Origin of the sequence: Cobetia marina (genome assembly GCF_001720485.1) — a bacterium.
Taxonomy (GTDB): domain Bacteria; phylum Pseudomonadota; class Gammaproteobacteria; order Pseudomonadales; family Halomonadaceae; genus Cobetia; species Cobetia marina.
The window spans coordinates 2,004,771-2,028,613 of the sequence record NZ_CP017114.1 but is presented as its reverse complement, the minus strand read 5'-3'; the positions used below and the strand labels follow the sequence as shown (position 1 = coordinate 2,028,613).

The window sequence follows — 23,843 nt, the reverse complement described above, 5'->3', positions numbered from 1 at the left end:
CCGATAGTCAGACACAAGACACGGAAAGACAGGCTCGCCAGCCTGGATGGACGTGATGAATGACACGAATGAGATGACACACATCAGATAGACGACAAGACGCCACACTGCTTCACCACCACTTCACCACAACAACAAGAAGGTAATACGCCATGGTGATCTACGGAGTTGCCCTGCTGGCAGGGTGCATGATGGCCGGTCTCGTGATCGGTGATCTGCTCGGAGAAATGCTCAATATCGATTCCAATCTCGGCGGTGTCGGCATCGCCATGCTGCTGCTCATCTTCATCACCGGTGTGCTGAAGGACCGCGGCAAGATGGCCGACAGCACCTCCAGCGGCATCAATTTCTGGAACGCGATGTACATCCCCATCGTGGTCGCGATGGCCGCCAGCCAGAACGTGGTCGCGGCCTTCAGCGGCGGCATGGTCGCGCTGGTCGCGGGCGTGCTGGCGGTGGTGCTGGGGCTTGCACTGGTGCCCCTGCTGACCGGCAAGCGGCCGGAAACCGCACTGGAAGAGGCTCCCCTGCCCGACGAGAACCGCCCCAGAACCTCAGTGACGACAGGCGCCCCGGTGCTGGATCGCAGTCGCCATGCCTCCCCCACTCCTGCTCACAAACACTGAGGGCTGACCCATGATCGAGTCACTCGTCCACCTGTTCGACAAGTATCATCTGGTCGCTGCCTTCGCCGTGATCGGACTGGCGATGTATGTCGCCTACTGGATCAGCAACAACCTGACACGCGGCAAGCTGCACGGCTCCGCCATCGCCATCATCCTCGGCCTGGTGCTGGCCTACGTGGGTGGCGCGACCACCGGCGGCAGCAAGGGGCTCTCGGATGTCACGCTGTTCTCGGGGCTGGGCCTGATGGGGGGCGGCATGCTGCGTGATCTCGCGATCATCGCCACCGCCTACGGGGTCAATCTCAAGGAAATCCGTCAGACCGGCTTTCGGGGTGTCATCGCGCTGTTCGTCGGCGTGCTGATCTCCTTCGTCGCCGGTGGTGGTGTCGCCATCGCCTTCGGCTATACCGATCCTGTCGATATCACCACCATCGGTGCGGGCGCGGTCACCTATATCGTCGGCCCGGTCACCGGTGCCACGCTCGGGGCCAGCTCCGAAGTGGTCGCGCTGTCGATCGCCGCCGGCCTGGTGAAGTCGATCCTGACCATGGTGGCCACGCCGATGACGGCGCGCCTGATCGGGCTCGACAATCCGCGCTCCGCGATGATCTTCGGTGGCCTGATCGGCACCACCAGCGGTGTCGCGGCGGGCCTTGCCGCCACCGATGCCCGCTTGGTTCCCTACGGCGCGATGACCGCCACCTTCTACACCGGCCTGGGCATCCTGCTCGCCCCGACCGTGCTGTTCCTCGCGGTACGTGCGGTGATGTAAGCGCTGCTCTGACACAAGCAGCCCTGAAGCAAAACGACGGCGGCATCAGCTAGGACGAAGAATGTCCCATGCTGATGCCGCCGTTTGCTTTCACTCTCTACTCCATTTCACTGCTTACGTTGTTCAGCTCATGCATCCGCGATCAGCGTGGCCTCATCAATCGTTCCATCACTGCCCGCGCGGCGGGCCACATCACGCTGCCGTGGTCTTCGCCCTCGAACAGTCGCCACTGGACGGCTACCTGCGGACAGTGCTCGCGCAGCTGGCGTGCATGCTCATGTGCGTTGTCGATCATCGCGCGCTGGACACGCAGCCTGTCCCGTTCAGGGTCCTGTCGCCTGGGCTGCGGCGATTGCTCGCGCCCGCCAGCGGCGATGTACACCGGGCCCGCCGCCTCGGAGCAGGCAAGACGCAGCGGCCAGCTGGCCGGGTCATTCTCCTGCCGCCACCACAGCGAAGGGCTGATCGCGAAGATGGCCCCGAAGGCCTCGGGCACCTTCTGCTGGGCATGGAGCGCGAACAGGCCGCCGAGTGAGTGGCCGACCAGCGCAGGCCGCTCGAGATCGAGCGGATAGCGTGAGGCCAGTGCAGGCGGCAGAGCCTGGGTCAGATAGGCGAGGAAATCCTCGCCACCGCCGGTACCCTCTGGCGCCGTGCCGGTGGTGAGCGGTGGCGTGAAATCCTTGAAGCGTGCTTTAGAGATAAAGGCTCTGTCAGGGCCGCGACCGCCACTCCCCGCATAACCGACCGCGACGATGGCGAGGTCTGACGGCGCCTTGTCAAATCCACGGCGTCCCAATATGTCGCGCGCTGCCGTGAACAGATCCAGGTGACGATTGCCATCCAGCACCAGCAGTACCGGATAGCCGCCCTCGGGCGGTGCGATCTGCGGCAGCGCCACCTGAATCAGGTAGTCATGTCCCGTGGTGGATGAGTGCTGCGTGAATGCGGTCGTCGTTCCCTGCAGCACCCTGGCGTCTCCCATGTGGCTCATGACGGGGCTTGATGACAGCAGCACGCCTGACGTCACTCCTGCCATCACCCACCGGCGCCCCCAGCCTCGCAGTCGGTCGTGCAAGCGGTGGTGCCATCGGTCATGAAACGGTGGACGAACGCGAGAAGGACGTCCCTGTCTTTCTCTCACTGCCGTTGTCGCCTTGATGAGTGTCATGCTCAGAACTCGTACTTGAGGGTCGCGACGGCGCTGGCCGGACGTCCCACGAAGTTGAAGACACTGGCGGAACCGGCGCGCACGTAATATTCACGATCGAACAGATTGTAAACGTTGAGCTGGCCACTGAGTTTGGGCGTGAACTGATAGCCGAGCATGGCATCGAACACCGCATAGCCCGGTGCCTGGATGGTGCCCTGGGTGCTGTCGAAATCGCTCAGTGCCGTCATCCCGGCACCGACGGAAACGCCATCCAGCAGGTTGCCCTCGAAGCGATACTGGGTCCACAGATTGACCATGTTGTTGGGCATCAGCATCAGCAGTGCATCGGAGCTGCCGGCCTCCAGCACCTCGGAATCCATGTAGGTGTAGCCGAAGATGACATCCCACTGCGGCGTGATGTTGCCGGCCAGTTCAAGCTCCGCACCGGTGATGCGCATCTTGCCGGAATCCACCGAGTAACTGACGCTACCGTCGGTCGAGGAGGCAGCACGGTGATTGTCGGTCAACTGGAAACCACTGATACGCGCATTCAGTGCGCCATCCAGATAGCTGCCCTTGATCCCGATCTCGTATTGCTCGCCTTCGCGCGGGTCGATCAGGTCGCCATCCTCGCCTTCGCGGGTCTGCGGCTCGAAGACTCTGGAGTAGCTGGCATAGAGGGAGTGGTCGGCGTCCAGGTCATAGACGAGTCCGCCATAGGGCGTGACGGCGGTGTCCTGCATGTCGCTACTGCCGCCATTGAGCTTGTCTTCTGTCTCGGCCGAGAACTGGCTGACGCGCGCGCCCAGTATCACTGCCAGCGGTGCCACGGGCCGCAGTGTCACCTTGCCGTACAGGCCCTGCTCTTCCAGGGTGGTCTCGGTGCGCGACAGGCTGTAGCCGCTCACGCCATCCCGGGCATTGCCGAGTATGTCGACATAGGCCAGGTTGTTCAGCTCGCTGATGCTGGCGCTGGAGCCGGTCAGGTTGCCGGTGCGCGCCGCGGTGGTATCCGAGTCCGATGTCTTGTAATCGACCCCGACCACGAATTCGTTCTGGTTGCCGAAGGCATCGAAGCCCTGGGTGTAGCTGGCATCCACGCTCACCGAGGTCTCATCGGTGAAACCGGCATAGCCCGCGACACTGCTCAAGTCGCCGGTATCGCTCAGTGCCGAGCCACTGTAGGCGTACTCGTAATCCGCATTGCGATCACTGTAGCGCGCCGCCAGTCGACCATAGCCGCGTGAGCTGAAACGGTGGGTCAGCTCGGCGATCACATCGGTGGCATCGCTCTCGAAGCTGTTCCAGTCCGCGCCGTAGAATGCCGAACGGCGGCCATAGGTGAAGTTGTTGTCACCATCGACCGGCTGACCCTGATTGACGCTGATGTCCTTGGTGTTGTGGATCACCCCCAATGACAGCTCGGTGTTCTCATCGAGGTCGACTTCCAGCGCGCCATAGAAATCATTCAGCGTGTTGTCGTTGTCATCCACCCACTGCGCCTGCTCGGTGGAGCGGGTCACCAGGCGTCCACGGATGCGGCCCTGCTCATCGATGGGCCCGGAGAGATCGACACTGACGCTTCGGTCTTCCAGCGTACCGACGCTGCCGCTGATGGCGCCCTGGAAGGTATCGGTCGGGCGCTTGCGCACCAGATTGATGACCCCGCCCAGCTCACTGGTGCTGTTGAACAGACCGGATGGCCCACGCATGACCTCGACCCGGTCGATGGCAGTCAGGGATGGCACCGAGCCCGTCAGACTCGACATCGGCGCGGACAGCCCATCGATGCTGTAGGCATCGTATTCATAGCCGCGCGCGAAGATCGACGAGCGACCGCTGTCATTGTTCAGCACCCGCACGCCTGGCGTACGTGCCGCCAGCTGATCCAGCGTGATGAAGTTCTGGTCCTCGATGGCATCATGGGTCACCACGCTCACCGACTGCGGAATGTCGCGCAGCGAGGCCGGTACCTTCGAGCCCACCGTGGCAGCGTCAACGCTGTAGCCGCCGCTCTGCTCACTGGACGCCATGTCATACAGGCGCAGCCCCGTCACCCGCTGGGTATCCAGCACCATCGTCGCGTCTTCCGCCTGTGCCGGCAGACTGACCAGCACCACGCCCGCCCCGATCATCAAGCGACGCGTGCCTGCCCCGCACAGACCGCGTCCCCGTACCGTCACCTTGTTCATCGTGTCCCCTTGCCTCTTGTGTCTCTGGCTATCGCTACTAATGATAATTATTTGCATCTGTGTGACTGACGGGGCATTTTGGCACTCCATGACGACAAAAACCTTTGCGGAACCCTCCCTGATGTTTGCAGGTGCGACAAGATGAGCCTTACACCCCCTCCCGGCCTCGCCAGCTCTCACACCTCGGCAGGCGCACGCCACCGGATCATCGAGCTCGATCACGTGCACCGCATGGCGCGGGCACTGACCAGCGACCACCAATGCCAGCCCGCCGAGGGCCAGTCAGCCGATGGCGCGCTGATCGGCAACATGCACCTGCAGGAAGTGCAGCCGGGCCTGTTCATGCGCCTCAACCGCATCCGCAAGCGGGCGGATCTGATGATTCGCTCCCGCATCGAGCCATCGCTGAAGATCGCCGTGGTATGGCGTGGCGAGCCCAGGGTCAGTTTCGGGCCACAGCGCCATGCGCTGAAGCCGGGCCGAGCGCTGTGCATCGCCCTCGATGAGCCCACCGAATTCCGGCTGCAAAGCCCCAAGGGGGCTTATGAGCACAGCGCCATCCTGACGCTGACGCCAGCCTGGCTGACGTGGCATCTGGGGATCTCAAGCGCCAGCGAGGTGATGCCCGAGGCGCGGCATCTGGCGCATTACCATTGGCAGCCGTCTGCGCGTCTGGTCGAGCGCCTGGAGGAATTCAGTCGCCAACGGCCGGGCACGCTGGCGCTTAGACTCGGCATCGAGTCAGTGGCGCTTGAGGTGATCAGCGAGTGCCTGGCGGCCAGACCGCCCCAGGCGGATGACAGCGCACAGCGCCGCCTGCAGGGCACGTCAGAGTGGCAGGCGAGGCTCGAGGACTGGATCTCCAGCGGGGAAGTGGCCTATCTGAGTCAGGCAGAGATCGCCGCCCGGCTGGGCATGAGCGTGCGCCAGTTGCAGCGCCGCTATCGCGACGCCTACGGCCAGACCATGGCGAGGGACCTGAGGCGGCGGCAGTTGCTCCGCGCGGCGCACCTGCTGCAGGACCGCAATGTCACGGTGGAGGCCGCCGCCGAGATGGCGGGGTATCGCAGCGCGGCCAATTTCGCCACCGCCTTTCGTCGCCAGTTCGGCGTGCCGCCCAGCCAGCGGCCTGTCGTGACGGCGTGAACGACGCATGGACCTGGAGATGCCCCGTTGCTAATGTTGAGCGGCATCGCGGCCCGCGCCATGCCTGCCGATTGCGGCAGGACCTGAACGGCACACGGCTCGCATGAAACGGCACGCACCAAAACCGCACCCCACAACAAGATCTTCGCCACGCTCTCGCACAAGGACACTGCCATGTCAGTCGACAACATGAAGCTGGAATCGCTCGCCCTGCATCACGGCTACACCTCGGAAGCCACCACCAAGGCGGCGGCGGTGCCGATCTACCAGACCACCTCCTACACCTTCGACGACACCCAGCACGGCGCGGACCTGTTCGATCTCAAGGTGCCGGGCAACATCTATACCCGCATCATGAACCCGACCAATGACGTGCTGGAGCAGCGCATGGCCGCCGTCGAAGGCGGGATCGCGGCGCTGGCGGTGTCCTCCGGCATGGCGGCGATCACCTATGCCATCCAGGCGCTGGTGGAAGTCGGTGACAACATCGTCAGCACCAGCCAGCTGTATGGCGGCACCTACAACCTGTTCGCCCACAGCCTGCCGCGTCAGGGGGTCGAGGTGCGCATGGCGGCCTTTGATGATTTCGCCGCACTCGAAGCGCTGATCGATGACAAGACCAAAGCGGTGTTCTGCGAGTCCATCGGCAATCCTGCCGGCAACATCGTCGATCTCGAGCGTCTGGCCGAGATCGCCCACAGGCATGGCGTGCCGCTGATCGTCGACAACACCGTGGCCACCCCGGTGCTGTGTCGCGCCTTCGATCACGGCGCCGATATCGTGATCCACTCGCTGACCAAGTACATCGGCGGCCACGGCACCACCGTGGGCGGCATCATCATCGATTCCGGCAAGTTCGACTGGGTCGCCCACAAGGACCGCTTCCCGATCCTCAACGAGCCAGACCCCTCCTATCACGGCGTCGTATACACCGAAGCCTTCGGCCCGGCCGCCTATATCGGTCGCTGTCGCGTGGTACCGCTGCGCAATACCGGCGCCGCGCTCGCCCCGCACAGTGCCTTCCTGCTGCTGCAGGGGCTGGAGACACTCGCCCTGCGCATGGAACGCCACTGCAGCAATGCGCTCGCGCTGGCCGAATACCTTCAGCAGCACCCGAGCGTCAGCTGGGTCAATTACGGCGCCCTGCCGGACAGCCCCTATCACGCCACCTGCCAGAAGATCACCGGCGGCAAGGCCTCCGGCATCATCAGTTTCGGCATCAAGACGGACGCGACAGGGGCTGATCAGGCCGAAGCCGGGCGTATCGCCGGCGGCAAGTTCATCGATGCGCTGCAGATGATTCTGCGCCTGGTGAATATCGGCGATGCCAAGTCGCTGGCCTGCCACCCGGCCTCCACCACCCACCGCCAGCTCAACGAGGAAGAACTCGCCATGGCCGGGGTCTCGGCTGACCTGATTCGCATCTCGGTGGGGATCGAGCATATCGACGACATCATCGCCGATGTCAGCCAGGCGCTGGACAAGGCGGTGGCCTGACGCGAGCGCGGCTCTTAAACGACAGTCAGGCGCCATTCAGGCGCCAACCAGGCCGCCTCAGCGACACATCAGCGCCCGCGAAGACATGCCTCTTCGCGGGCGCCTTGCATTGCGTGTCCCGATGACTGCTGCTTCTCTCAGGCTTGCCGGAACTGAAATGGGTACCAAAGAAGATAACGGTATATAAAAGAACTGGGCGGTCAGGTGGGCGGGACATCCAGACCCATCATAAATCTGATTAATACCAAGAATAAGAATTCGCAACTACCGAAATACACGAGCAGAACACACTCTTGGGTCAAGGCGTACACAGAGACGCCTGTCACGACCATAACAACTCCAAGAGGTGTCCCGATGAAATCCGTCCCGCTGAAGCCTGCCCTGCTGACTGCTGCCATCACGGCGGCCTGTGCCCTGCCGCTGAGCGCCGCCCAGGCTCAGGATATCAAGCTCGGCCACGTGCTGGCGCCGACCCATAGCTGGAACATCGCGGCGGAAGGCTTCGCCAAGGATGTCGCCGAGGCGACCGAGGGCCGCGTCAATTTCCAGGTCTTCCCCAGTGGCCAGCTCGGTAATGAGAAGACCGTCGTCGAAGGCATGCAGATCGGCAGCGTGCCGGCCGGCGTGATCGGCTGTGGTTCCTTCCAGCCGCTGGATGCGCGATTCGGCATCGTCGAACTGCCCTACTCCTGGCCGGACCGCGAACACGCCTACGCCGCCTATGACGGCAAGCTGGGCGATGCGCTCGAGGACATCGCCGACGAGCACAACATGAAGATCCTGTCGTGGTGGGAGAACGGCTTCCGTCACGTCACCAACAATCGCGGCCCCATCACCAGCCCGGAAGACCTCGCGGGCCTCAAGATTCGCGTCACGCCGGACAAGATGCGTCTGGACACCTTCACCGCGCTGGGTTCAAGCCCGGCACCGCTGTCCTTCGGTGAGCTCTACTCCGCGTTGCAGCAGGGCGTGTTCGATGCCCAGGAAAACCCGCTGGCCATCATCTATTCCTCCTCGTTCAGCGAAGTGCAGGACTACGTCTCCCTTACCGGTCACGTCTGGGCACCCGCGTGCCTGACCATCTCCAACTTCACCTGGAATCAGCTCTCCGAGCAGGATCAGGCCGCTGTGCAGAAGAGCGCCGACGAATGGCGTGACAAGCAGCGCGCGATGACCCAGAAGGATGACGCCGAGCTGGTCGCCAAGCTGGAAGAAGCCGGCATGCAGGTCAACGAGGTCGATACCGCGCCCTTCAATGCCAAGGTGCAGGGTGTGTGGGCTGATTACGCCGACGTCTTCGGGCCTGAGCTGATGGGCCTGGTCGAGCAATACCGCAAGGGCGAGTGACGATGTCTTCCGCCGCTCCCTCCGTCAAACCGCTGGCAGTGCTGTGCGCCGTGCGCACCTTGATGATCACTCTCTCACGTTGGTGCTGCCGGGGCTGTCTGGCCCTGGCAGCCAGCGGAGTCGCCGCGCTGTCGGCATTGGTGATCTGGACGGTCTTCATGCGCTGGGTGATGGGTCAGCCGCCGCACTGGGCAGAGGAATTGCCGCAGCTGGTGCTGGTCTGGACGACATTGCTGGCCGCGGTGTCCTGCACCCGCAACCGCACTCACCTGAGTGCGGGCCTGCTGCCGCTGCTGGTGCGCTCGGTGCGTGTCCAGCGCATCACCGGACGCATCACTGACGCGATGATCCTGATCATGCTGCTGTTGCTGGCCAAGGCAGGCATGGACCTGAGCGCCATCACGATGCGCCAGACCACCACCGCGCTGCAGATTCCCGCCGGCATCGTCTACCTGTCCGTGCCGCTGTGCTGCACCGCGATGGCTCTGATCCAGCTTGAGCATCTGTTGAGCCCTTCGGCCATCGGAGCCGAGGTTCACGAGACGGATGCCACTGCGCCTGACAACGCTTCCTCTCGCCAAGGAGATGCCCCATGACTCTCGGCGCCCTGGCTCTGCTCGGCGTATTCGCGCTCGGCATCCTCATCGACATTCCCATCGCCTTCGCGCTGTTGATGTCGGCCCTCTTCTACCTGCTGGCCTTCGGTGCCGCGCCCATGATGGTCTCGGCGCAGCAATTCGTGGCCGGAATGGAAAGCTTCACCCTGCTGGCGATTCCGCTGTTCGTGCTCGCCGCCCAGTTGATGAACCGCGCTGGCCTCACTGAGCGCCTGGTACGCCTGTGCATGGCGATGGTCGGTGATATCCGCGGCGGCCTGGCGGTGGTCGCGGTGCTCGCCTGCATGATGTTCGGCGCGCTGTCGGGTTCCGGTGTGGCGGACGTGATCGCCATCGGCAGCATGCTGCTGCCCACCATGGCCCGCAATGGCTATGACAAGGGCTTCAGCAGTGCGCTGGTCGGCACCGCCAGCTCCATCGGCACCGTGATTCCGCCCAGCATCGTGATGATCGTCTACGGCACCACCTCCAATACCTCGGTGGGCCAGCTGTTCATGGGCGGCATCATCCCCGGCCTGATGCTGACGGTCGCGCTGGTCGGCGTCGCCCTCTACCTGTCACGCAAGCATGGCTGGTCGGGCGGTGTCGCGGCCCGTGTGCCCGGCGAGCGTCGCCGCGCGCTGCTCAGTGCCATGCCGGCGCTGATGGTGCCGGTGATGATCATCGGCGGTATCCGCTTCGGGGTGTTCACGCCCACCGAGGCCGCCGCCTCCGCGATTCTCTACGCCATCATCATCGGTACCTGTGTCTATCGCAGCCTCACCTGGCAGGGCTTTCTGGACAGCGTCCGCGCGACCGCCGAGACCACCGGCGCCATCCTGCTGATCATCGGCGCGGCCGGCATGTTCGCCTGGGGTCTGACCTACGAGCAGGTGCCGCAGGCCATCGCCCAGTTGATCGGCGAATTCACCGACAGCCGCATCAGCGTCCTGCTGCTGCTGACCGCCGTGCTGCTGGTGCTGGGCTCCTTCATGGAAAGCGTGGCGATCATCATCATCGTGACGCCCATCGTGATGCCGCTGCTGGCGCAATACGGCATCAGCCCGGTGCACTTCGGGGTGCTGCTGACCGTCAATCTGGCCATCGGCGCCAACACGCCGCCGCTGGGGATCGACCTGATGGCCGCGTGTCGCATCGCCGGGATCAACGTCAGCGACTCGCTGCGTCCGCTGGGCCTGATGCTGGGCGCGATGCTGACCGTACTGATGCTGATCACCTTCATCCCGGAACTCGTGCTGTTCCTGCCCAACCTGATGGAGGGCTGAGCGATGACCTCTCTTGCCACTCAGCCCCTCCCGCAGCGCTGGCTGTTCGTGCCCGGGGATGACGCCGCACGACTGGAAGCCGCGCTCACCAGCGGTGCCGATGCCATCGTGGTCGATCTCGAGGAATTCACCGCCCCCGAAGGCCGTGCACTGGCGATCAGTCGCTTCGCCGAGTTCGCCAGACGTGCCCGTCGCCTGCATCTGTGGCCGGCGGTACGCCTGAACCTGCTGGAGCAGGGTGGACGCGAGGAGCTGGCCGCGCTGATGCAGACCGCACTGGGCGAACTGGCCGGCACACCTGCCGCGGTCTTTCTGCCCGCCGTCGAGCAGCGCAGTCAGCTGGCCGCACTGGATGAGGCGCTCGCCGAGCAGGAACGCCTGCATGCCCTGCCCGCGGGCAGTCTGAAGAGCGTCGCGACGCTGGAAAGCCAGGCCGGACTGCTGGCCGCCGAGGAACTGCTCGCCGCGGGCGATGACACGCCACGCCTGCTGGGAGCACTGATCGGTACCGGGGACCTGGCCACGGATCTGGGCCTGATGCCGGACCAGCCCGCCGCCACCATCACCGAGACACTCAAGCCGTGGCGCCAGCGACTGGCCGTGGCCTGCAGGACACATCAGCGACTGGCCATCGATGGTCCGTGGCGCTGGCAGCACGGACTGGGCACCGACCAGCACTGGGCCAACCAGCAGGGACTGCATGCGCGGTGTGTCATCCACCCCGATCAGCTCGAAGCGCTCTACGACCTGATGCCCGCAGACAGTCACCGACTGCGCCGCTGACGACATCGCTCCGGCACCCTCTTTCGCTCTGACAGCCTCTTTCGCTCTGACAGCTTTTATTGCACCGACAGCCTATTCACCTTACGCAACCACAACGAGAACCTTCCCATGACTCAGGCCGCTGACACCTACACTCACGAATCCACTCTGCCGCTGCGCAATGGCGGGCAGATCCTCGTCGACCAGATCCGACTGCACGGCACCAAGCGTGTCTTCCTGGTGCCCGGCGAAAGCTACCTGCCGTGCATCGATGCACTCAATGAGCACAAGGGCGCCATCGACCCCATCGTCTGCCGCCAGGAAAGTGGCGCGGGCTACATGGCCGAAGCCTACGGCAAGCTGACCAACGAGCCGGGCGTGTGCTTCGTCACGCGTGGCCCGGGCGCCACCAACGCCTCCATCGCCGTGCACACCGCCTATCAGGATTCCACGCCGATGATCCTGTTCATCGGTCAGGTCGGTGGCGACTTCATCGAGCGCGAAGCCTTCCAGGAAATCGATTACCGCCGCATGTTCGGCGAGATGACCAAGTGGGTCGCGCAGATCGACGACACCTCGCGCATTCCGGAATACATCGCCCGCGCCTATCAGGTGGCGCGCAGCGGTCGTCCAGGGCCGGTGGTGCTGGCACTGCCGGAAGACACCCTGTGGGGCGAGGCGCAGGTCGCGGACGTCAAGCCGCACCCGCGCCTGATGACCTATCCGGGACAGCCGCAGCTGGATGAGCTCAAGGGCCTGCTCGCCAGCGCCGAGCGCCCCTTCCTGCTGGTCGGCGGCAGCGGCTGGACCCGCGACGCCCAGGTCGCGCTGGAAGGCTTCGCCCAGCGCTTCGACATCCCCACCGGCGTCGCCTGGCGCCGTCTGGAATGTGTCAATGCCGAACTGCCGCAATTCGCCGGTCACGTCGGCATGGGCATGCACGCCGAGCTGCGCCAGCAGCTGGTCGAGAGTGACCTGGTGATCGCCGTCGGTACCCGTATCGGCGAAGCCACCAGCGAAGGCTATAGCTGGATGCAGTCACCGGTGCCGACCCAGAAGCTGGTGCATGTCTACGCCGACCCGGAAGAGCTGGGGCGTGTCTATCAGCCGACGCTGGCCATCAATACCGACGTCAACGGCTTCGCGCTGGCGCTCTCCACCCTGTCACCGGACAGCACGCCGCGCTGGTCCGGCATCACCCGCGAGGCGCGCGCCGCCTATCTGGCCACGCTTGAGGAACAGCCGTCGCCGGGCCCGCTGAGCCTGGACAAGGTCAGCCTGACCGTCGACCGCATCCTCGATGGCAAGGGCTGCATCAGCGTCGGCGCCGGCAACTACGCGCTCTACGCCCACCGCTATGTGCGCTTCCGTGGCCTGGGCAGCTCGCTGGCCCCGACCGTCGGTTCCATGGGTTACGGCCTGCCCGCCGCCATTTCCAGCAAGCTCGAATTCCCGGAACGCCCCGCCGTCTGCTACGCCGGTGATGGCTGCTTCCAGATGAATCTGCAGGAACTGGGCGTGGCACTGCAGTACCGCCTCGGCATCGTGGTGCTGGTGTTCAACAACGGCATGTGGGGCACCATCCGCGCCCACCAGGAAAACGACTTCCCGGGCCGTGAGATCGCCCTGACCTTCACCAACCCGGACTTCGCCGCGCTGGTCACCGCCTACGGCGGCCTGGGTCAGGTGGTGGAGAAGGACGAGGACTTCGAGGCGAGCTTCACGCGCGCGCTGGAATTCGCCGACCGCGAGCATCTGCCGGCCCTGATCGAGCTGCGTTATGACCCGGACGGCATTGCCCCGGGCAAGCTGCTGAGCGGCATCCGCGAAGACGCCCTGACACGCAACGACAAGGCAGGTATCTGACATGAGCACATCCTCAACTCAAGCGACTCAAGACGTACTGGACTCCCTCGCCCTGCGCGTCGATGGCAAGCGTCTGTGGGACGCGCTGATGACACTGGCCGAGATCGGCGCGACGCCCAAGGGCGGCAACTGCCGTCTGGCACTCACCGAAGAAGACCGCGCCGGCCGCGAGCTGGTTACCGGCTGGCTGGAGGCCGCTGGCCTGACGCTGCGCGTCGACGAGATCGGCAACATCTTCGCCCGTCGTCCGGGCCGCGATGACAGCCTGCCGCCGATCGCCACCGGCAGCCACATCGACACCCAGCCCACCGGCGGCAAGTTCGACGGCTGCTTCGGCGTGCTGGCTGGCCTGGAAGTCATGCGCGTGCTGGATGAACACGGCATCGAGACCGAAGCGCCGCTGGAAGTGGTGATCTGGACCAACGAGGAAGGCAGCCGCTTCGTGCCGGTGATGATGGGGTCCGGCGTGCATGCGGGCCTGATCCCGCTGGAGAAGGCACTGGCTGCCACCGACCGTGACGGCGACAGCGTTGCCGCGTCGCTTGAGCGCACCGGCTATGCCGGCGACGTGGCGGTGGGCAGCCATGATTTCGGCGCCTATTTCGAGGCGCACATCGAGCAGGGCCCGGTACTCGAGCAGGAGGAGATCACCATCGGGGCCGTCACCGGCTCCCTCGGCCTGCACTGGTTCGACGTGGTGGTCAGCGGTCAGGAAGCCCACGCCGGCCCGACGCCGATGCCCTACCGTCGCGATGCGCTCAAGACCGCCTGCGCGCTGGTCAGCGACATCCTGACGCTGGCCGATGACTACCAGCCCAACGGTCGCGTCACCTGTGGCGAATTCAATGTGCATCCCAACTCGCGCAACGTGATTCCAGGCCAGGTGCGCTTCAGTGTCGACCTGCGCCACCTGGAACCGGCGGTAATGGCCGAGATGCACGACCAGCTCAAGGCGCTGTGCCTCAAGCATCACGCCGCCAACCAGAGCGACAAGCAACGCGTGGACATCGAGCTGATCGAAGTGCAGCACATTCCGCCGACGCCCTTCGCGCCGGAACTGATCGAGATGGTGCGCAGTGCAAGTCAGGAACTGAACCTCAGCATCCGCGACATGGAAACCGGTGCCGGTCACGACGCCGTGCAGATCGCCGGCATCAATCCGGTGGCGATGATCTTCGTGCCCTGCGAGGACGGCATCAGTCACAACGAGAGCGAGAACGCCGAGCCTGCCGATCTCGAAGCCGGCGCCAACGTGCTGCTGCTGGCGATGCTCAAGCGCGCCGGTGTCGTCAGCCGCGGCTCTCTCGCCGACAGCGCCAACACCACGACCGCGGAGAACGCCCAATGAGCACTGCCACTGCTTCGACCACTGCCGCCCCGCTGACCCATGCCGACTGGCAGCAGCGCGCGGCAGCGCTGACCTTCGAGACCCGTGCCTTCATTGACGGTGCCTATGTGGAAAGCACCGGCTGCGATACCTTCCCGGCCTGGAATCCGGCCACCGGCGACGTACTGGCGCATGTCACCGCCTGCACCGAGCAGGACATCGACCGCGCCGTGATGGCGGCGCGGCGTGCCTTCGACTCCGGCGTGTGGTCGCGCCAGTCACCCCAGGCGCGCAAGGCCGTTCTGCAACGCTTTGCCCAGCTGATCCGCGAGCATGCCGAAGAGCTGGCGCTGCTGCAGACACTGGAGATGGGCAAGCCGATCGGCGACAGCCTGGGCTTTGATCTGGCGGAAACCGCGCGCTCGGTGGCCTGGTATGCCGAGGCCATCGACAAGCATTACGACGAGATCGCGCCCACCGGCGAGAACGTGCACGCCACCATTACCCGTGAAGCGCTGGGCGTGGTCGCAGCGGTGGTGCCGTGGAACTTCCCGCTGATGATCGCCTCCTGGAAGTTCGCCCCGGCGCTGGCGCTGGGCAATAGCGTGGTACTCAAGCCGGCCGAATCCTCAAGCCTGAGCGCGCTGCGTCTGGCGGCACTCGCCGATGAAGCCGGCCTTCCAGCGGGCGTCTTCAACGTCACGCCGGGGCTGGGCGCGGTGGCGGGCCAGGCGCTTGGCCTGCACATGGAAGTCGATGCGCTGGCCTTCACCGGCTCCACCGCCACCGGCAAGCGCTTCATGCGCTACGCCAGCGACTCCAACTTGAAGCGGGTGTGGCTGGAGTGTGGCGGCAAGTCGCCGCATATCGTGTTCGCCGATTGCCCGGATCTCGACATGGCCGCACGCGCTGCGGCAGACGCCATCTTCATCAATCAGGGCGAAGTCTGCATCGCTGGCTCCCGCCTGTATGTCGATGAGGCCATCTTCGATGACTTCATGCCGCGCCTGATCGCCTGCGCCCGCGCCATGCCGGCCGGTGATCCGCTCGATCCGGCCACGCGCATGGGCGCACTGGTCAGCGCGGACCACCACGAGAAGGTGCTCGGCTTCGTCGAGACGGCGCTCTCGGAAGGCATGACGCTGCATCAGGGCGGCCGCGCCATCGCCCCCAGCGACGCCACCTCCGGCGGCTGGTATCTGGAGCCGACCATCGTGGAAGGCGGCCAGAACAGCACCGTGATGCGCGAGGAAATCTTCGGCCCGGTGCTGGGCGTGACCCGCTTCAACGGCGAGGAAGAAGCCATCGAACTGGCCAATGATTCCATCTACGGGCTGGGCGCTGGGCTGTGGACGCGGGATCTGGCGCGTGCCCATCGTGTCTCGCGGCGTTTGAAGGCGGGGCTGGTGTGGGTCAACTGCTACGCCGATGGCGATATCAGCGTGCCCTTCGGTGGCGTCAAGCAGTCCGGATTCGGGCGTGACAAGTCACTGCACGCGCTGGACAAGTACTCCGACCTGAAGACCACCTGGATCAATCTGGCCTATTGAGCTGTCGGTCGGCCCTCGAGGGGCGCCCCCGAAGCGCCGCTGCCACCTGGACTGACTGGTGACAGCGGCGCGGGCCATTCAGAACGCGCTTCAGGACGGGCTTGAGGACGGTCTTCACGACAAGGTCTTGATCGAGCGCCAGGGGTGACTCAAGTGGCGGGCGCGCCGTCACTGGCCAGCACGGCATTGGGGTCCGGCAGCTGCATTTCCAGACCGCGATGCAGGCGTTCTTCCAGCGGCACCTTGGCCAGCGCGTTGTGCAGGAAGTCGACGAAGGTGGATTCGGCAGCGCTGAAACGCGCCTCACGGTGCCACATCAGGTGCAGGTCGATATCGGCCACGCCACCGTAGGGTGGCAAGGGCCACAGCTGCTGCTCCTCGACCTCACGCCGCACGATGTGCTCCGGCATGCAGCCGATGCCCCAGCCGGCCAGCACCATGCGGCGGATTTCCTGCAGGCTGCTGGATTGACCGATCACCGGGCCCTGCAAGCCCTCGCGGGCGCGGAACATCGCCAGCGGAGACAGCACGCCATCGAGCTGCTCGCTGCCGAAGGAGACATAACGCTCATTGCGCAGCGCCTCCAGCGGCAGATTCTGCTGACCGAAGAGCGGATGCATGCGACCACAGAAGTAGCGGTAGTTCTGGCGCGCCAGCACCTGGGACATCAGTGGCTCCGGTGTCTGCTGCGCCAGGCAGATGCCCAGAGCGCCCTGGCGCTGCAACAGGCCCTGCTGCACCTCGTGACTGGACATCTCCTGGATCGAGAAGGTGACCTGGGGGAAACAGCGATGAAAGCGCGCGAACACGCTATCAAGGAATCGGCACTCGATGCCGGTAATGAAAAGGAGCGAGACATGCCCGGAAATCTCCGTATGACTGTTGCCCACCTCAGAGGCGAGACGCGCCACGTTGGCGTAGATCTCCACGGCCTCGCGATAGACCACCTGCCCCGCCCCCGTCACGCGAAAGCTGTGACTGTCTCGTTCGATCAACCGTTGCCCGAGGCGCTCTTCCAGACGCTTGAGTGACAGACTCACCGCCGGCTGGGACAGATAGAGACGGGCTGCCGCTCGACTGACACTTTCCTCCTGAACGATGACGATGAAGGTTCTCAGCAGGTTCCAGTCCAGAGTGTCATGGATGGGTCGCATGGCGAGGATTCCTGTCCAGAAAATGACGCACCCGGCGTGGCAATGGCCACGCAACGTCTTCGTGACGAGCCAGGTAGCATGGAAGTCAGCACTGCCTCGCCATTGCCATCCACTTGAGTGATATATTGCCTTTCTCTCAAGCTGGCAATGACGATCAATACAACATCAACAATGCGGAAAAATGACAATGTTCGATAGCCGAGAAACCGAGATTCTCTCGATCATGATCATAGCATGTGGCCTATTTCTGATGGGGCTTTCGCTGTATTTCTTTCGCCGTATCAAGACCTATGATGACTACAATGTCGCCGGCCGTTCCACCGCGACCTTTCCGCTGATCTGCACGCTTGTCGGCACTGCCGTCGGCGGCTCCACCCTGCTGGGCTTCGTCTCCAAGGGTTACACCTTCGGCATGGGCCAGCTGTGGCTGCCGGTGGGCATGACCGTCGCCGGCATCGCGCTGTACTTCTTCATCGGCAAGATTCACGCCGAAGGCCGGCGCCTGGAGATGGTGACACTGGCCGACTTTCTGGTCAGCCGTTTCGGCGAGGGGGTCAGACTCCCCACTCTGCTGAGCATCCTGTGCGCCTACGCGGCCATCACCGGCATGCAGTTCGTGGCGGTGGCCACGGTGCTCAAGCTGGTGTTCGGCCTGGCGCTGCCGGTGGGTATCCTGCTGACCTGGGCGCTGCTGACCGCCAAGACATGGCTGGGCGGCCTGATGGCGGTCATCTGGTCGGATGCGATTCTCGGTACCCTGCAGACACTGGGCATCTTCTTCCTGCTGGTCACCGTCTACTACGCCAGCGGCAGCTGGGAGATCATCAGTGCATCGCCCACGCCACAGGGCAGCCCTGACTTCCTGAGCCTGACCGGTATCTCCGGCCATGAACTGGCGGTCTACATGCTGACCATCGGCGCCTATCAGTTCGTGCGCCAGGACCTGTGGCAGCGCTTCTGGGCCGCGCGCAGCCTCAAGGCGGCACGCACCGGCTACGCCGTGGCCATCGTCTTCACGCTGCTGGTCGGTGGAGCCGTGGTGTTGATCGGCGCCTTCGCCAGGCTGGGCCTGGACATCGCGGTGGCCAATCCGGACCTGTCCTTCTACGCCATCATCAAGGCCACCCTGCCACTGCCGCTGATGGTCAGCATGGTCGTGGTGCTGCTGGCGACCATCATCTCGTGTGCGGATTCGTTCTTCATCGCCGGCGCCTCGTCGATTGCCAATGACGTGATCAAGCCGCGCATGAAGGGCCGTGATGATGCCTTCATGCTGCGCATGAGCCGTCACTCGGTGATCGCCATGTCCTTGATTTCGCTGGGTCTGGCACTCTACGCCCCGCGCCTGCTGGACATCTGGATTCTCGGCAGCGCGATGCTGGTCTGCGGGGTACTGGTGCCGACGGTGGTGGCCCTGTGTCGCCGCTCGCCAGACCCGCGCGGCGGGGTGATCATGATGTGGGGCGGGCTTGCCACCGCCATTCTCTGGCAGCTGCTGGGCCATCCCTTCGGGCTGCATCCGGTGATGATCGGCCTGCCTGTCTCGCTGGCACTGATGCCGTTGGCGCTGCGCAAGCCGAGTCTGAACCTCGCGACCGACACCGCCACGCGCTGAGCCTGATGAGCGGGGCTCGCGCCGCTGTCAGACGCTGGGGCACGCCTCGTCATGCATGAGACCTGATGCAACATGCACGATGCATGAGACCTGATGCATAGGACCTGATGCATAGGACCTGATGCATGCAACATGAAGCCCCGGTTCCCGATGCTGTCATCACGACATCGAGAACCGGGGCCTTGTTGCGGTCTTCGCTCGAAGCCCTGCGGTTCTTGTCTTTCTTGCAGTGGTGTCTGTTCTTTCCTCTTCTTCTCCCCCCCTTCCTTTTCGTTCTCACCTTGTATTTCATCGTTTTCCACCAGATTCATCCCCCTTTATCGACCAGAAGTAATCTGGGCTATCTGCCAGTATCACTCTGGATTCTCTACCAGGATCATCTCGTGTTGCCTTGTGGTTCGCACCGGGACTTTGCCTTGAATTGCCAAAATATTCCCCTCGAATTGACGCTGTAAGTCACTGGACCAAACACACAGGTTTTCTTACATAAATCTCGCAAATACTGCATATTGAAATTTGAAAGCCCAAAAGGCTGATGATTCGTTGACCGCAGCCAAGGCGGCTCATAGATTGAAGACGTACCATCAACGACAAGTCGCAAGGGACGCCGCTGCACCTCCTGGCTATCTGATCCCACCAGGTACGTGCAGACAGCATCGCCCGACACAATAACGATAAAGTGGAAACTGCTATGAAAACCCTCAAGCCCGCTCTGTTGCTCCCGCTGCTCGCACTGCTCCCGGCCACCCAGTCAATGGCCACCGAACTGCGCATGCTGTCCAGTTACGACCAGACCACCGCCTATTCCCGTGAAATCGCCCAGCGCTTCATCAAGGAAGTCGAAGCCAATGACGCCGCCGACCTCACCATCCAGCTGACCGGCCCGGACGTCGTGCCGCCCTTCGAGCAGCTGCAGCCTGTCGCTGCCGGTGTCTTCCAGCTGCTCTACACCCACGCCGCCTACCACACCAACACCACTGGCGTCGGCGCGGCAATGGATGGCGTGGCGGTGAATCCGGAGCAGACGCGTGAATCCGGACTGTGGGACATGGTCGATGAGCACTACAACGGCCTGGGCCTCAAGCTGATCGCGATTCCGCCGCTGGGCAGCCACGGTTTCCAGTACGTGCTGAAGGAGCCGATCACCGGCACGCCGGGTCTGGACGGGCGTCGTCTGCGCGGCAGCCCCACCTATACCAATGTCACCAAGGGGCTGGGCGGTACGCCGGTGCTGATGTCCAGTGGCGACGTCTACTCGGCGATGGACCGTGGCGTGATCGACGGCGCGGCCTGGGGCCTGAACGGCGTCAAGGACATGGGCTGGCAGGAAGTCGCCGGCTACTACTCCAAGCCGACCTTCGGTCAGACCTACAACTTCGTGCTGATGAACCTCAACGCCTTCAACAGCCTGACCCCAGAGCAGCAGAAGGTGCTGCTTGACGAGGGCCGTCAGCTGGAGACCGAGATCGTCCCGGTGCTGGATGAACTGGCGATCGAGGAATGGAAGGCACTGAACGAGGCTGGCATGCAGGCCACCGAATTCGCCCCGGAAGACGCCGAGCGTCTGGATGCCCTGGTCACCGACGGTATCTGGCAGCTGGGCATCGACAAGTCGCCGGAAGCCGTGACCGCCATGCGCGAGCTGGCGATCGAGAAGCACCTGACCACCGTCAGCGAGTAAGGAATCCACCATGCCAACCCTGCTTGCACGTGTGCATGACGGCGTGACGCGAGCAGGCTTCCTTCTGGGCGGTGTCACCCTGTGTGGCATCGTCCTGTGCTTCTGGCTGGAAGTCATCGCGCGCTATTTCTTCAATTCGCCCACCCTGTGGTCCGGCGCGATGGTGGCCTACCTGCTGTGCCTCTCCATCTCGCTGGCCGCGCCGGAACTGGCTCGTACCCATGGCCATATCGCCATCACCGTGCTGCCGGAACGCCTCAGCCCTGCCACCCGCGCCCTCTATGACCGCCTGCTGGCGCTGATCACCGGTGGCGTCTGCGCCGTGGCCGGCTGGATCTGCCTGCAGGAAAGCCTGCGTCAGTTCCAGTACCACACCACCACCGCCATGGGGCTCGATATCCCCAAGGTCTGGGTGTCCTCCTTCATCGCCTACGCGTTGATCAATGCGGCCCTCTACTTCCTGCGCCACGCCTTCACGCGCGCCGCGCCCGAGGCGCCCCCATCGGACGACTCCGCCGCCGCCTCGGCGACCACCGACGCCAGAAAAGGACCCTGAGTCATGGAATGGTATTTCTCTCTGGGCCTGGCCATCGCCTTGCTGATGGGCCTGTTCGCCCTCGGCATCCCCGTCTTCGCCGCCTTCCTGACCATCAACGTGCTGGGCACGCTGTGGTTGATGGGCACCGCCGGTTTCGGCATGTTCGCCAACAGTGTCTACGACAGCATGACCTCGGAGACGCTGACCACCATCGCGCTGTTCGTGCTGATGGGGGAGCTGCTGTTCCGCTCCGGCTCCATCGATGTGATCTTCGACTCGCTGGATGCCCTGATGGGCCGCATGAAAGGCCGCCTCTACTTCTTCGTCGTCGCCCTCTCGACCCTTTTCGGCGCCCTGTCCGGCTCGGCACTGGCCGTGACCGCCATGCTCAGCCGCTCGGCGCTGCCGACCATGCAGGAGCGCGGCTATGACGACAAGCTCTCCATCGGCCTGATTCTGGGTGGGGCGAGTCTCGCGCCGATCATCCCGCCGAGCCTGTTGGTGATCATCATCGGCTCGATGGTGGATGTCTCCATCGCGCGGCTGCTGATCGCCGGCATTCTGCCGGGTATCCTGCTGGCTGCGCTGTTCATCCTCTACGTGAAGGTGCGCATCACGCTGGACCCTCGCCGCGCGCCGCCGGTCGATGAAAGCGGTGGCGGCACGGCAAAGGAGAAGCGTCGCGCCCTGATCAACATGCTGCCGTTCAGCATCATCATCTTCGCCGTGCTCGGGTTGATCCTGCTCGGTATCGCCACACCGTCCGAGTCCGCCGCCACCGGCGTGCTGGGCTCACTGCTGGTCGCCGCCTACTACCGCAAGTTCTCCTTCAAGATGGCGGGCGAAGCGGTGATGTCGTCGCTGAAGGTCAGCACCATGATCATCCTGATCCTGGCGTGCTCGAAACTGTTCTCGCAGTTGTTGAGCTTCACCGGCGCGACCAGCGGGCTGGTGAGCAGCGTGACCGGGCTGGATCTCGACCCGGTATGGATGCTGCTGATCCTGATGCTGATTCCGCTGATCGCCTGCATGTTCATCGACCAGATCGCCTTCATGATGGTGGTGATCCCCATCTACGCGCCGCTGGTCAAGCTGTATGGCTTTGACCCGGTGTGGTTCTGGACGCTGTTCTTGATCAACATCTCGGTGGGCAGTCTCACCCCGCCCTTCGGCTACAACCTGTTCGCGGTAAAAGGTGCCGCCCCCGCGACCCCGATGCAGACCATCTACGCCGCTGCCTGGCCCATCGTCATCTGCTTCCTGTTCGCGATGCTGATGCTCTACTGGGTACCGGCACTCACCACCTTCCTGCCCAGCCTGATCTGACCGACCACGCCGAGAGACTTCCATGTACCAACTCAATGACATGCCAGACCAGGTCGCGCCGGAGCTGCTGGCACAGCTCACCCAGTGCGAGACGGCCACCATCGGCCACTTCCACACCCACGGCTTCGTCGAACCGGCGATTGCCTGCATGCTGCCCCAGGTACGGATTGCCGGTACCGCCGTCACCGTTTCGCTGCCGCCGGAAGATGGCACCCTGCTCAACCACCTGATGCGTCTGGTGCGCCCGGGCGATGTGCTCATCGTGCATCGTCAGGGCGATCGCCACCGCGCCTGCTGGGGCGGCGTGATGACCACGGTCGCCTCACGTCTGGGCGTGGCCGGCGTGGTGATCGACGGCATGGCCACCGACGCCTTGACCATTCGCGACAAGCATTTCCCGGTGTGGAGTCGCGGGGTCGCCTCGCTCACCACCCGCTTCGCCGGAATCGGCGGCGCGCTCAACGTGCCGGTCAGCATTGGCGGCGTGGTCGTCAATCCGGGCGATGCCATCCTCGCTGACGAGAGCGGTGTCATCGTCATGGCCCCCTCAGAAGTCTCCGCCATCGCCACCCACGCCATCGAGGTGCAAGAAGCGGAAGACGTGCTGCTGGCAAAGATCGCCGAGGGTGCCTGCCTGCCCGACCTCACTGGCGCAAGCCAGCTGATCGAGGAAGTGAACGCACGCGGCTGATCCCCCCGCTTGATCAGGTCGCGAGACGCTGATTCTTTCGAGAGATGCTGATTCTTTGGAAAGACGCTGTTTCTTTAGAGAGGTGCTGAAAGCAAAAAAGGCCACCAGATTGCTCTGGTGGCCTTTCGGGTTCTGACACGGTCAGTCTGACAAGGTTAACTGACACGGTCAGTCTGACGCGGACTGAAGCTGCCCATCACTGATGGGTGATCACCGCCTCGCAGCTGACCGGGAAATTCAGCGAGTTGGCGATGAAGCACAGCGCATGCGCCCGATGGTGAAGCTCAAGGGCGAGCGCGATATCGTCGCCGGCGGCCAGGGTGATCTCAGGTCGCAGCACGATGGCGGTGAAGCGGCCTGACTCGGCAGCTGGATCGCCTTTGCCGCCACTGGTGCCTTCCCGCATCGTACCCTCGGCGTGATCGAGATAGGTCATGACACGAATGCCAGCGTCGGCACACAGATGCAGATACCACAGCTTGTGGCAGGCCGAGACGGAGGCCACCAGCAGGTCTTCAGGATTCCAGCGCGCACCGTTACCCCGAAAGGCGGGGTCCGCGGAGCCTTCAAGGCTCGGCTTGCCACTGACACGGGCCTCGAAATCTCGCTCATAGGCGGTGTAATGCGTGGTGCCCTCGCCGCGATTGCCAGTCCACTCGAGATCAACCGAATAATGGTGTTGTCTGGACGTCATTGTCTGGGGGGTCTCTTCACAAGG

21 protein-coding genes are annotated in these 23,843 nt (G+C 63.9%); 17 read left to right on the top strand and 4 right to left on the bottom strand.

Annotated elements, in window-relative coordinates; translation table 11 throughout:
• Window positions 1-152 precede the first annotated feature (152 nt).
• Window positions 153-626 (top strand): malonate transporter subunit MadL, encoded by a 474-nt coding sequence (gene madL, locus BFX80_RS08620; protein WP_077376063.1) that lies wholly within the window; start codon window positions 153-155, stop codon window positions 624-626.
• Window positions 627-636: 10 nt separating this feature from the next.
• The gene (madM, locus tag BFX80_RS08615; protein ID WP_084208591.1) at window positions 637-1,398 is read left to right on the top strand and encodes a malonate transporter subunit MadM; all 762 of its coding nucleotides are present in this window, start codon (window positions 637-639) and stop codon (window positions 1,396-1,398) included.
• Between the two features lie 142 nt (window positions 1,399-1,540).
• On the opposite strand, the gene BFX80_RS08610 is transcribed toward madM, so the two are convergent.
• Window positions 1,541-2,416: an alpha/beta hydrolase gene (locus BFX80_RS08610; RefSeq protein WP_167593003.1), complete on the bottom strand. Its 876-nt coding sequence runs from the start codon at window positions 2,414-2,416 to the stop codon at window positions 1,541-1,543.
• A gap of 155 nt (window positions 2,417-2,571) precedes the next feature.
• Window positions 2,572-4,743 (bottom strand): TonB-dependent siderophore receptor, encoded by a 2,172-nt coding sequence (locus BFX80_RS08605; RefSeq protein WP_084208589.1) that lies wholly within the window; start codon window positions 4,741-4,743, stop codon window positions 2,572-2,574.
• Between the two features lie 141 nt (window positions 4,744-4,884).
• On the opposite strand from BFX80_RS08605, the gene BFX80_RS08600 reads away from it, so the two are divergent.
• From BFX80_RS08600 to BFX80_RS08560, 9 genes are all read left to right on the top strand, one after another.
• Window positions 4,885-5,889 carry a helix-turn-helix transcriptional regulator gene (locus BFX80_RS08600; RefSeq protein ID WP_084208588.1) on the top strand — a complete coding sequence of 335 codons (1,005 nt, stop codon included), beginning with the start codon at window positions 4,885-4,887 and terminating at the stop codon, window positions 5,887-5,889.
• A 189-nt stretch (window positions 5,890-6,078) separates the two neighbouring features.
• The gene (locus tag BFX80_RS08595) at window positions 6,079-7,386 is read left to right on the top strand and encodes an O-acetylhomoserine aminocarboxypropyltransferase/cysteine synthase family protein (protein WP_084209700.1); all 1,308 of its coding nucleotides are present in this window, start codon (window positions 6,079-6,081) and stop codon (window positions 7,384-7,386) included.
• 354 nt (window positions 7,387-7,740) lie between these two features.
• Entirely contained in the window at window positions 7,741-8,733 is a 993-nt protein-coding gene (locus BFX80_RS08590; RefSeq protein ID WP_084208587.1) for a TRAP transporter substrate-binding protein, read from the top strand.
• A gap of 2 nt (window positions 8,734-8,735) precedes the next feature.
• Window positions 8,736-9,329 carry a TRAP transporter small permease gene (locus BFX80_RS08585; RefSeq protein WP_240499722.1) on the top strand — a complete coding sequence of 198 codons (594 nt, stop codon included), beginning with the start codon at window positions 8,736-8,738 and terminating at the stop codon, window positions 9,327-9,329.
• Window positions 9,326-10,615 (top strand): TRAP transporter large permease, encoded by a 1,290-nt coding sequence (locus BFX80_RS08580; RefSeq protein ID WP_084208586.1) that lies wholly within the window; start codon window positions 9,326-9,328, stop codon window positions 10,613-10,615. The genes BFX80_RS08585 and BFX80_RS08580 overlap by 4 nt, the downstream gene beginning before the upstream one ends.
• A 3-nt stretch (window positions 10,616-10,618) precedes the next feature.
• Window positions 10,619-11,398, top strand: a complete 780-nt coding sequence (locus BFX80_RS08575) for an aldolase/citrate lyase family protein (protein ID WP_084208585.1) — start codon at window positions 10,619-10,621, stop codon at window positions 11,396-11,398.
• A gap of 108 nt (window positions 11,399-11,506) precedes the next feature.
• The gene (locus BFX80_RS08570; protein ID WP_084208584.1) at window positions 11,507-13,243 is read left to right on the top strand and encodes a thiamine pyrophosphate-binding protein; all 1,737 of its coding nucleotides are present in this window, start codon (window positions 11,507-11,509) and stop codon (window positions 13,241-13,243) included.
• A gap of 1 nt (window position 13,244) precedes the next feature.
• Window positions 13,245-14,591: a Zn-dependent hydrolase gene (locus BFX80_RS08565; protein ID WP_084208583.1), complete on the top strand. Its 1,347-nt coding sequence runs from the start codon at window positions 13,245-13,247 to the stop codon at window positions 14,589-14,591.
• Window positions 14,588-16,120 carry an aldehyde dehydrogenase gene (locus tag BFX80_RS08560; protein WP_084208582.1) on the top strand — a complete coding sequence of 511 codons (1,533 nt, stop codon included), beginning with the start codon at window positions 14,588-14,590 and terminating at the stop codon, window positions 16,118-16,120. The genes BFX80_RS08565 and BFX80_RS08560 overlap by 4 nt, the downstream gene beginning before the upstream one ends.
• A 149-nt stretch (window positions 16,121-16,269) precedes the next feature.
• Here the strand turns inward: BFX80_RS08560 and BFX80_RS08555 are convergent, their stop codons facing one another.
• Window positions 16,270-17,274, bottom strand: coding sequence for a LysR family transcriptional regulator (locus BFX80_RS08555; protein WP_084208581.1), 1,005 nt, complete (start codon window positions 17,272-17,274; stop codon window positions 16,270-16,272).
• Between the two features lie 187 nt (window positions 17,275-17,461).
• Between BFX80_RS08555 and BFX80_RS08550 the strand changes: the two genes are divergently transcribed.
• The 6 genes from BFX80_RS08550 (at window position 17,462) to BFX80_RS08525 (ending at window position 23,125) form a co-directional block, all read left to right on the top strand.
• The gene (locus BFX80_RS08550; protein WP_164850310.1) at window positions 17,462-18,889 is read left to right on the top strand and encodes a sodium:solute symporter family protein; all 1,428 of its coding nucleotides are present in this window, start codon (window positions 17,462-17,464) and stop codon (window positions 18,887-18,889) included.
• 125 nt (window positions 18,890-19,014) lie between these two features.
• Complete coding sequence (locus tag BFX80_RS08545) at window positions 19,015-19,344, top strand: hypothetical protein (protein WP_084208579.1); 330 nt, start codon at window positions 19,015-19,017, stop codon at window positions 19,342-19,344.
• A gap of 236 nt (window positions 19,345-19,580) precedes the next feature.
• The gene (dctP, locus tag BFX80_RS08540; RefSeq protein ID WP_084208578.1) at window positions 19,581-20,570 is read left to right on the top strand and encodes a TRAP transporter substrate-binding protein DctP; all 990 of its coding nucleotides are present in this window, start codon (window positions 19,581-19,583) and stop codon (window positions 20,568-20,570) included.
• A 10-nt stretch (window positions 20,571-20,580) separates the two neighbouring features.
• Window positions 20,581-21,126: a TRAP transporter small permease gene (locus BFX80_RS08535; protein WP_084208577.1), complete on the top strand. Its 546-nt coding sequence runs from the start codon at window positions 20,581-20,583 to the stop codon at window positions 21,124-21,126.
• Between the two features lie 3 nt (window positions 21,127-21,129).
• Window positions 21,130-22,434 (top strand): TRAP transporter large permease, encoded by a 1,305-nt coding sequence (locus BFX80_RS08530; protein WP_077376018.1) that lies wholly within the window; start codon window positions 21,130-21,132, stop codon window positions 22,432-22,434.
• A 22-nt stretch (window positions 22,435-22,456) separates the two neighbouring features.
• Window positions 22,457-23,125: an RraA family protein gene (locus BFX80_RS08525; RefSeq protein ID WP_164850308.1), complete on the top strand. Its 669-nt coding sequence runs from the start codon at window positions 22,457-22,459 to the stop codon at window positions 23,123-23,125.
• A 196-nt stretch (window positions 23,126-23,321) separates the two neighbouring features.
• Here the strand turns inward: BFX80_RS08525 and BFX80_RS08520 are convergent, their stop codons facing one another.
• Window positions 23,322-23,819, bottom strand: coding sequence for an OsmC family protein (locus BFX80_RS08520; protein ID WP_084208576.1), 498 nt, complete (start codon window positions 23,817-23,819; stop codon window positions 23,322-23,324).
• Window positions 23,820-23,843 lie beyond the last annotated feature (24 nt).

Bases quoted from the DNA above. Each gene is read 5' to 3' on its own strand.
- madL (WP_077376063.1), top strand. From the start codon at position 153: ATGGTGATCTACGGAGTTGCCCTGCTGGCAGGGTGCATGATGGCCGGT.
- madM (WP_084208591.1), top strand. From the start codon at position 637: ATGATCGAGTCACTCGTCCACCTGTTCGACAAGTATCATCTGGTCGCT.
- BFX80_RS08605 (WP_084208589.1), bottom strand. From the start codon at position 4,743: ATGAACAAGGTGACGGTACGGGGACGCGGTCTGTGCGGGGCAGGCACG.
- BFX80_RS08600 (WP_084208588.1), top strand. From the start codon at position 4,885: ATGAGCCTTACACCCCCTCCCGGCCTCGCCAGCTCTCACACCTCGGCA.
- BFX80_RS08595 (WP_084209700.1), top strand. From the start codon at position 6,079: ATGAAGCTGGAATCGCTCGCCCTGCATCACGGCTACACCTCGGAAGCC.
- BFX80_RS08590 (WP_084208587.1), top strand. From the start codon at position 7,741: ATGAAATCCGTCCCGCTGAAGCCTGCCCTGCTGACTGCTGCCATCACG.
- BFX80_RS08585 (WP_240499722.1), top strand. From the start codon at position 8,736: ATGTCTTCCGCCGCTCCCTCCGTCAAACCGCTGGCAGTGCTGTGCGCC.
- BFX80_RS08580 (WP_084208586.1), top strand. From the start codon at position 9,326: ATGACTCTCGGCGCCCTGGCTCTGCTCGGCGTATTCGCGCTCGGCATC.
- BFX80_RS08575 (WP_084208585.1), top strand. From the start codon at position 10,619: ATGACCTCTCTTGCCACTCAGCCCCTCCCGCAGCGCTGGCTGTTCGTG.
- BFX80_RS08570 (WP_084208584.1), top strand. From the start codon at position 11,507: ATGACTCAGGCCGCTGACACCTACACTCACGAATCCACTCTGCCGCTG.
- BFX80_RS08565 (WP_084208583.1), top strand. From the start codon at position 13,245: ATGAGCACATCCTCAACTCAAGCGACTCAAGACGTACTGGACTCCCTC.
- BFX80_RS08560 (WP_084208582.1), top strand. From the start codon at position 14,588: ATGAGCACTGCCACTGCTTCGACCACTGCCGCCCCGCTGACCCATGCC.
- BFX80_RS08555 (WP_084208581.1), bottom strand. From the start codon at position 17,274: ATGCGACCCATCCATGACACTCTGGACTGGAACCTGCTGAGAACCTTC.
- BFX80_RS08550 (WP_164850310.1), top strand. From the start codon at position 17,462: ATGTTCGATAGCCGAGAAACCGAGATTCTCTCGATCATGATCATAGCA.
- BFX80_RS08545 (WP_084208579.1), top strand. From the start codon at position 19,015: ATGCAACATGAAGCCCCGGTTCCCGATGCTGTCATCACGACATCGAGA.
- dctP (WP_084208578.1), top strand. From the start codon at position 19,581: ATGAAAACCCTCAAGCCCGCTCTGTTGCTCCCGCTGCTCGCACTGCTC.
- BFX80_RS08535 (WP_084208577.1), top strand. From the start codon at position 20,581: ATGCCAACCCTGCTTGCACGTGTGCATGACGGCGTGACGCGAGCAGGC.
- BFX80_RS08530 (WP_077376018.1), top strand. From the start codon at position 21,130: ATGGAATGGTATTTCTCTCTGGGCCTGGCCATCGCCTTGCTGATGGGC.
- BFX80_RS08525 (WP_164850308.1), top strand. From the start codon at position 22,457: ATGTACCAACTCAATGACATGCCAGACCAGGTCGCGCCGGAGCTGCTG.
- BFX80_RS08520 (WP_084208576.1), bottom strand. From the start codon at position 23,819: ATGACGTCCAGACAACACCATTATTCGGTTGATCTCGAGTGGACTGGC.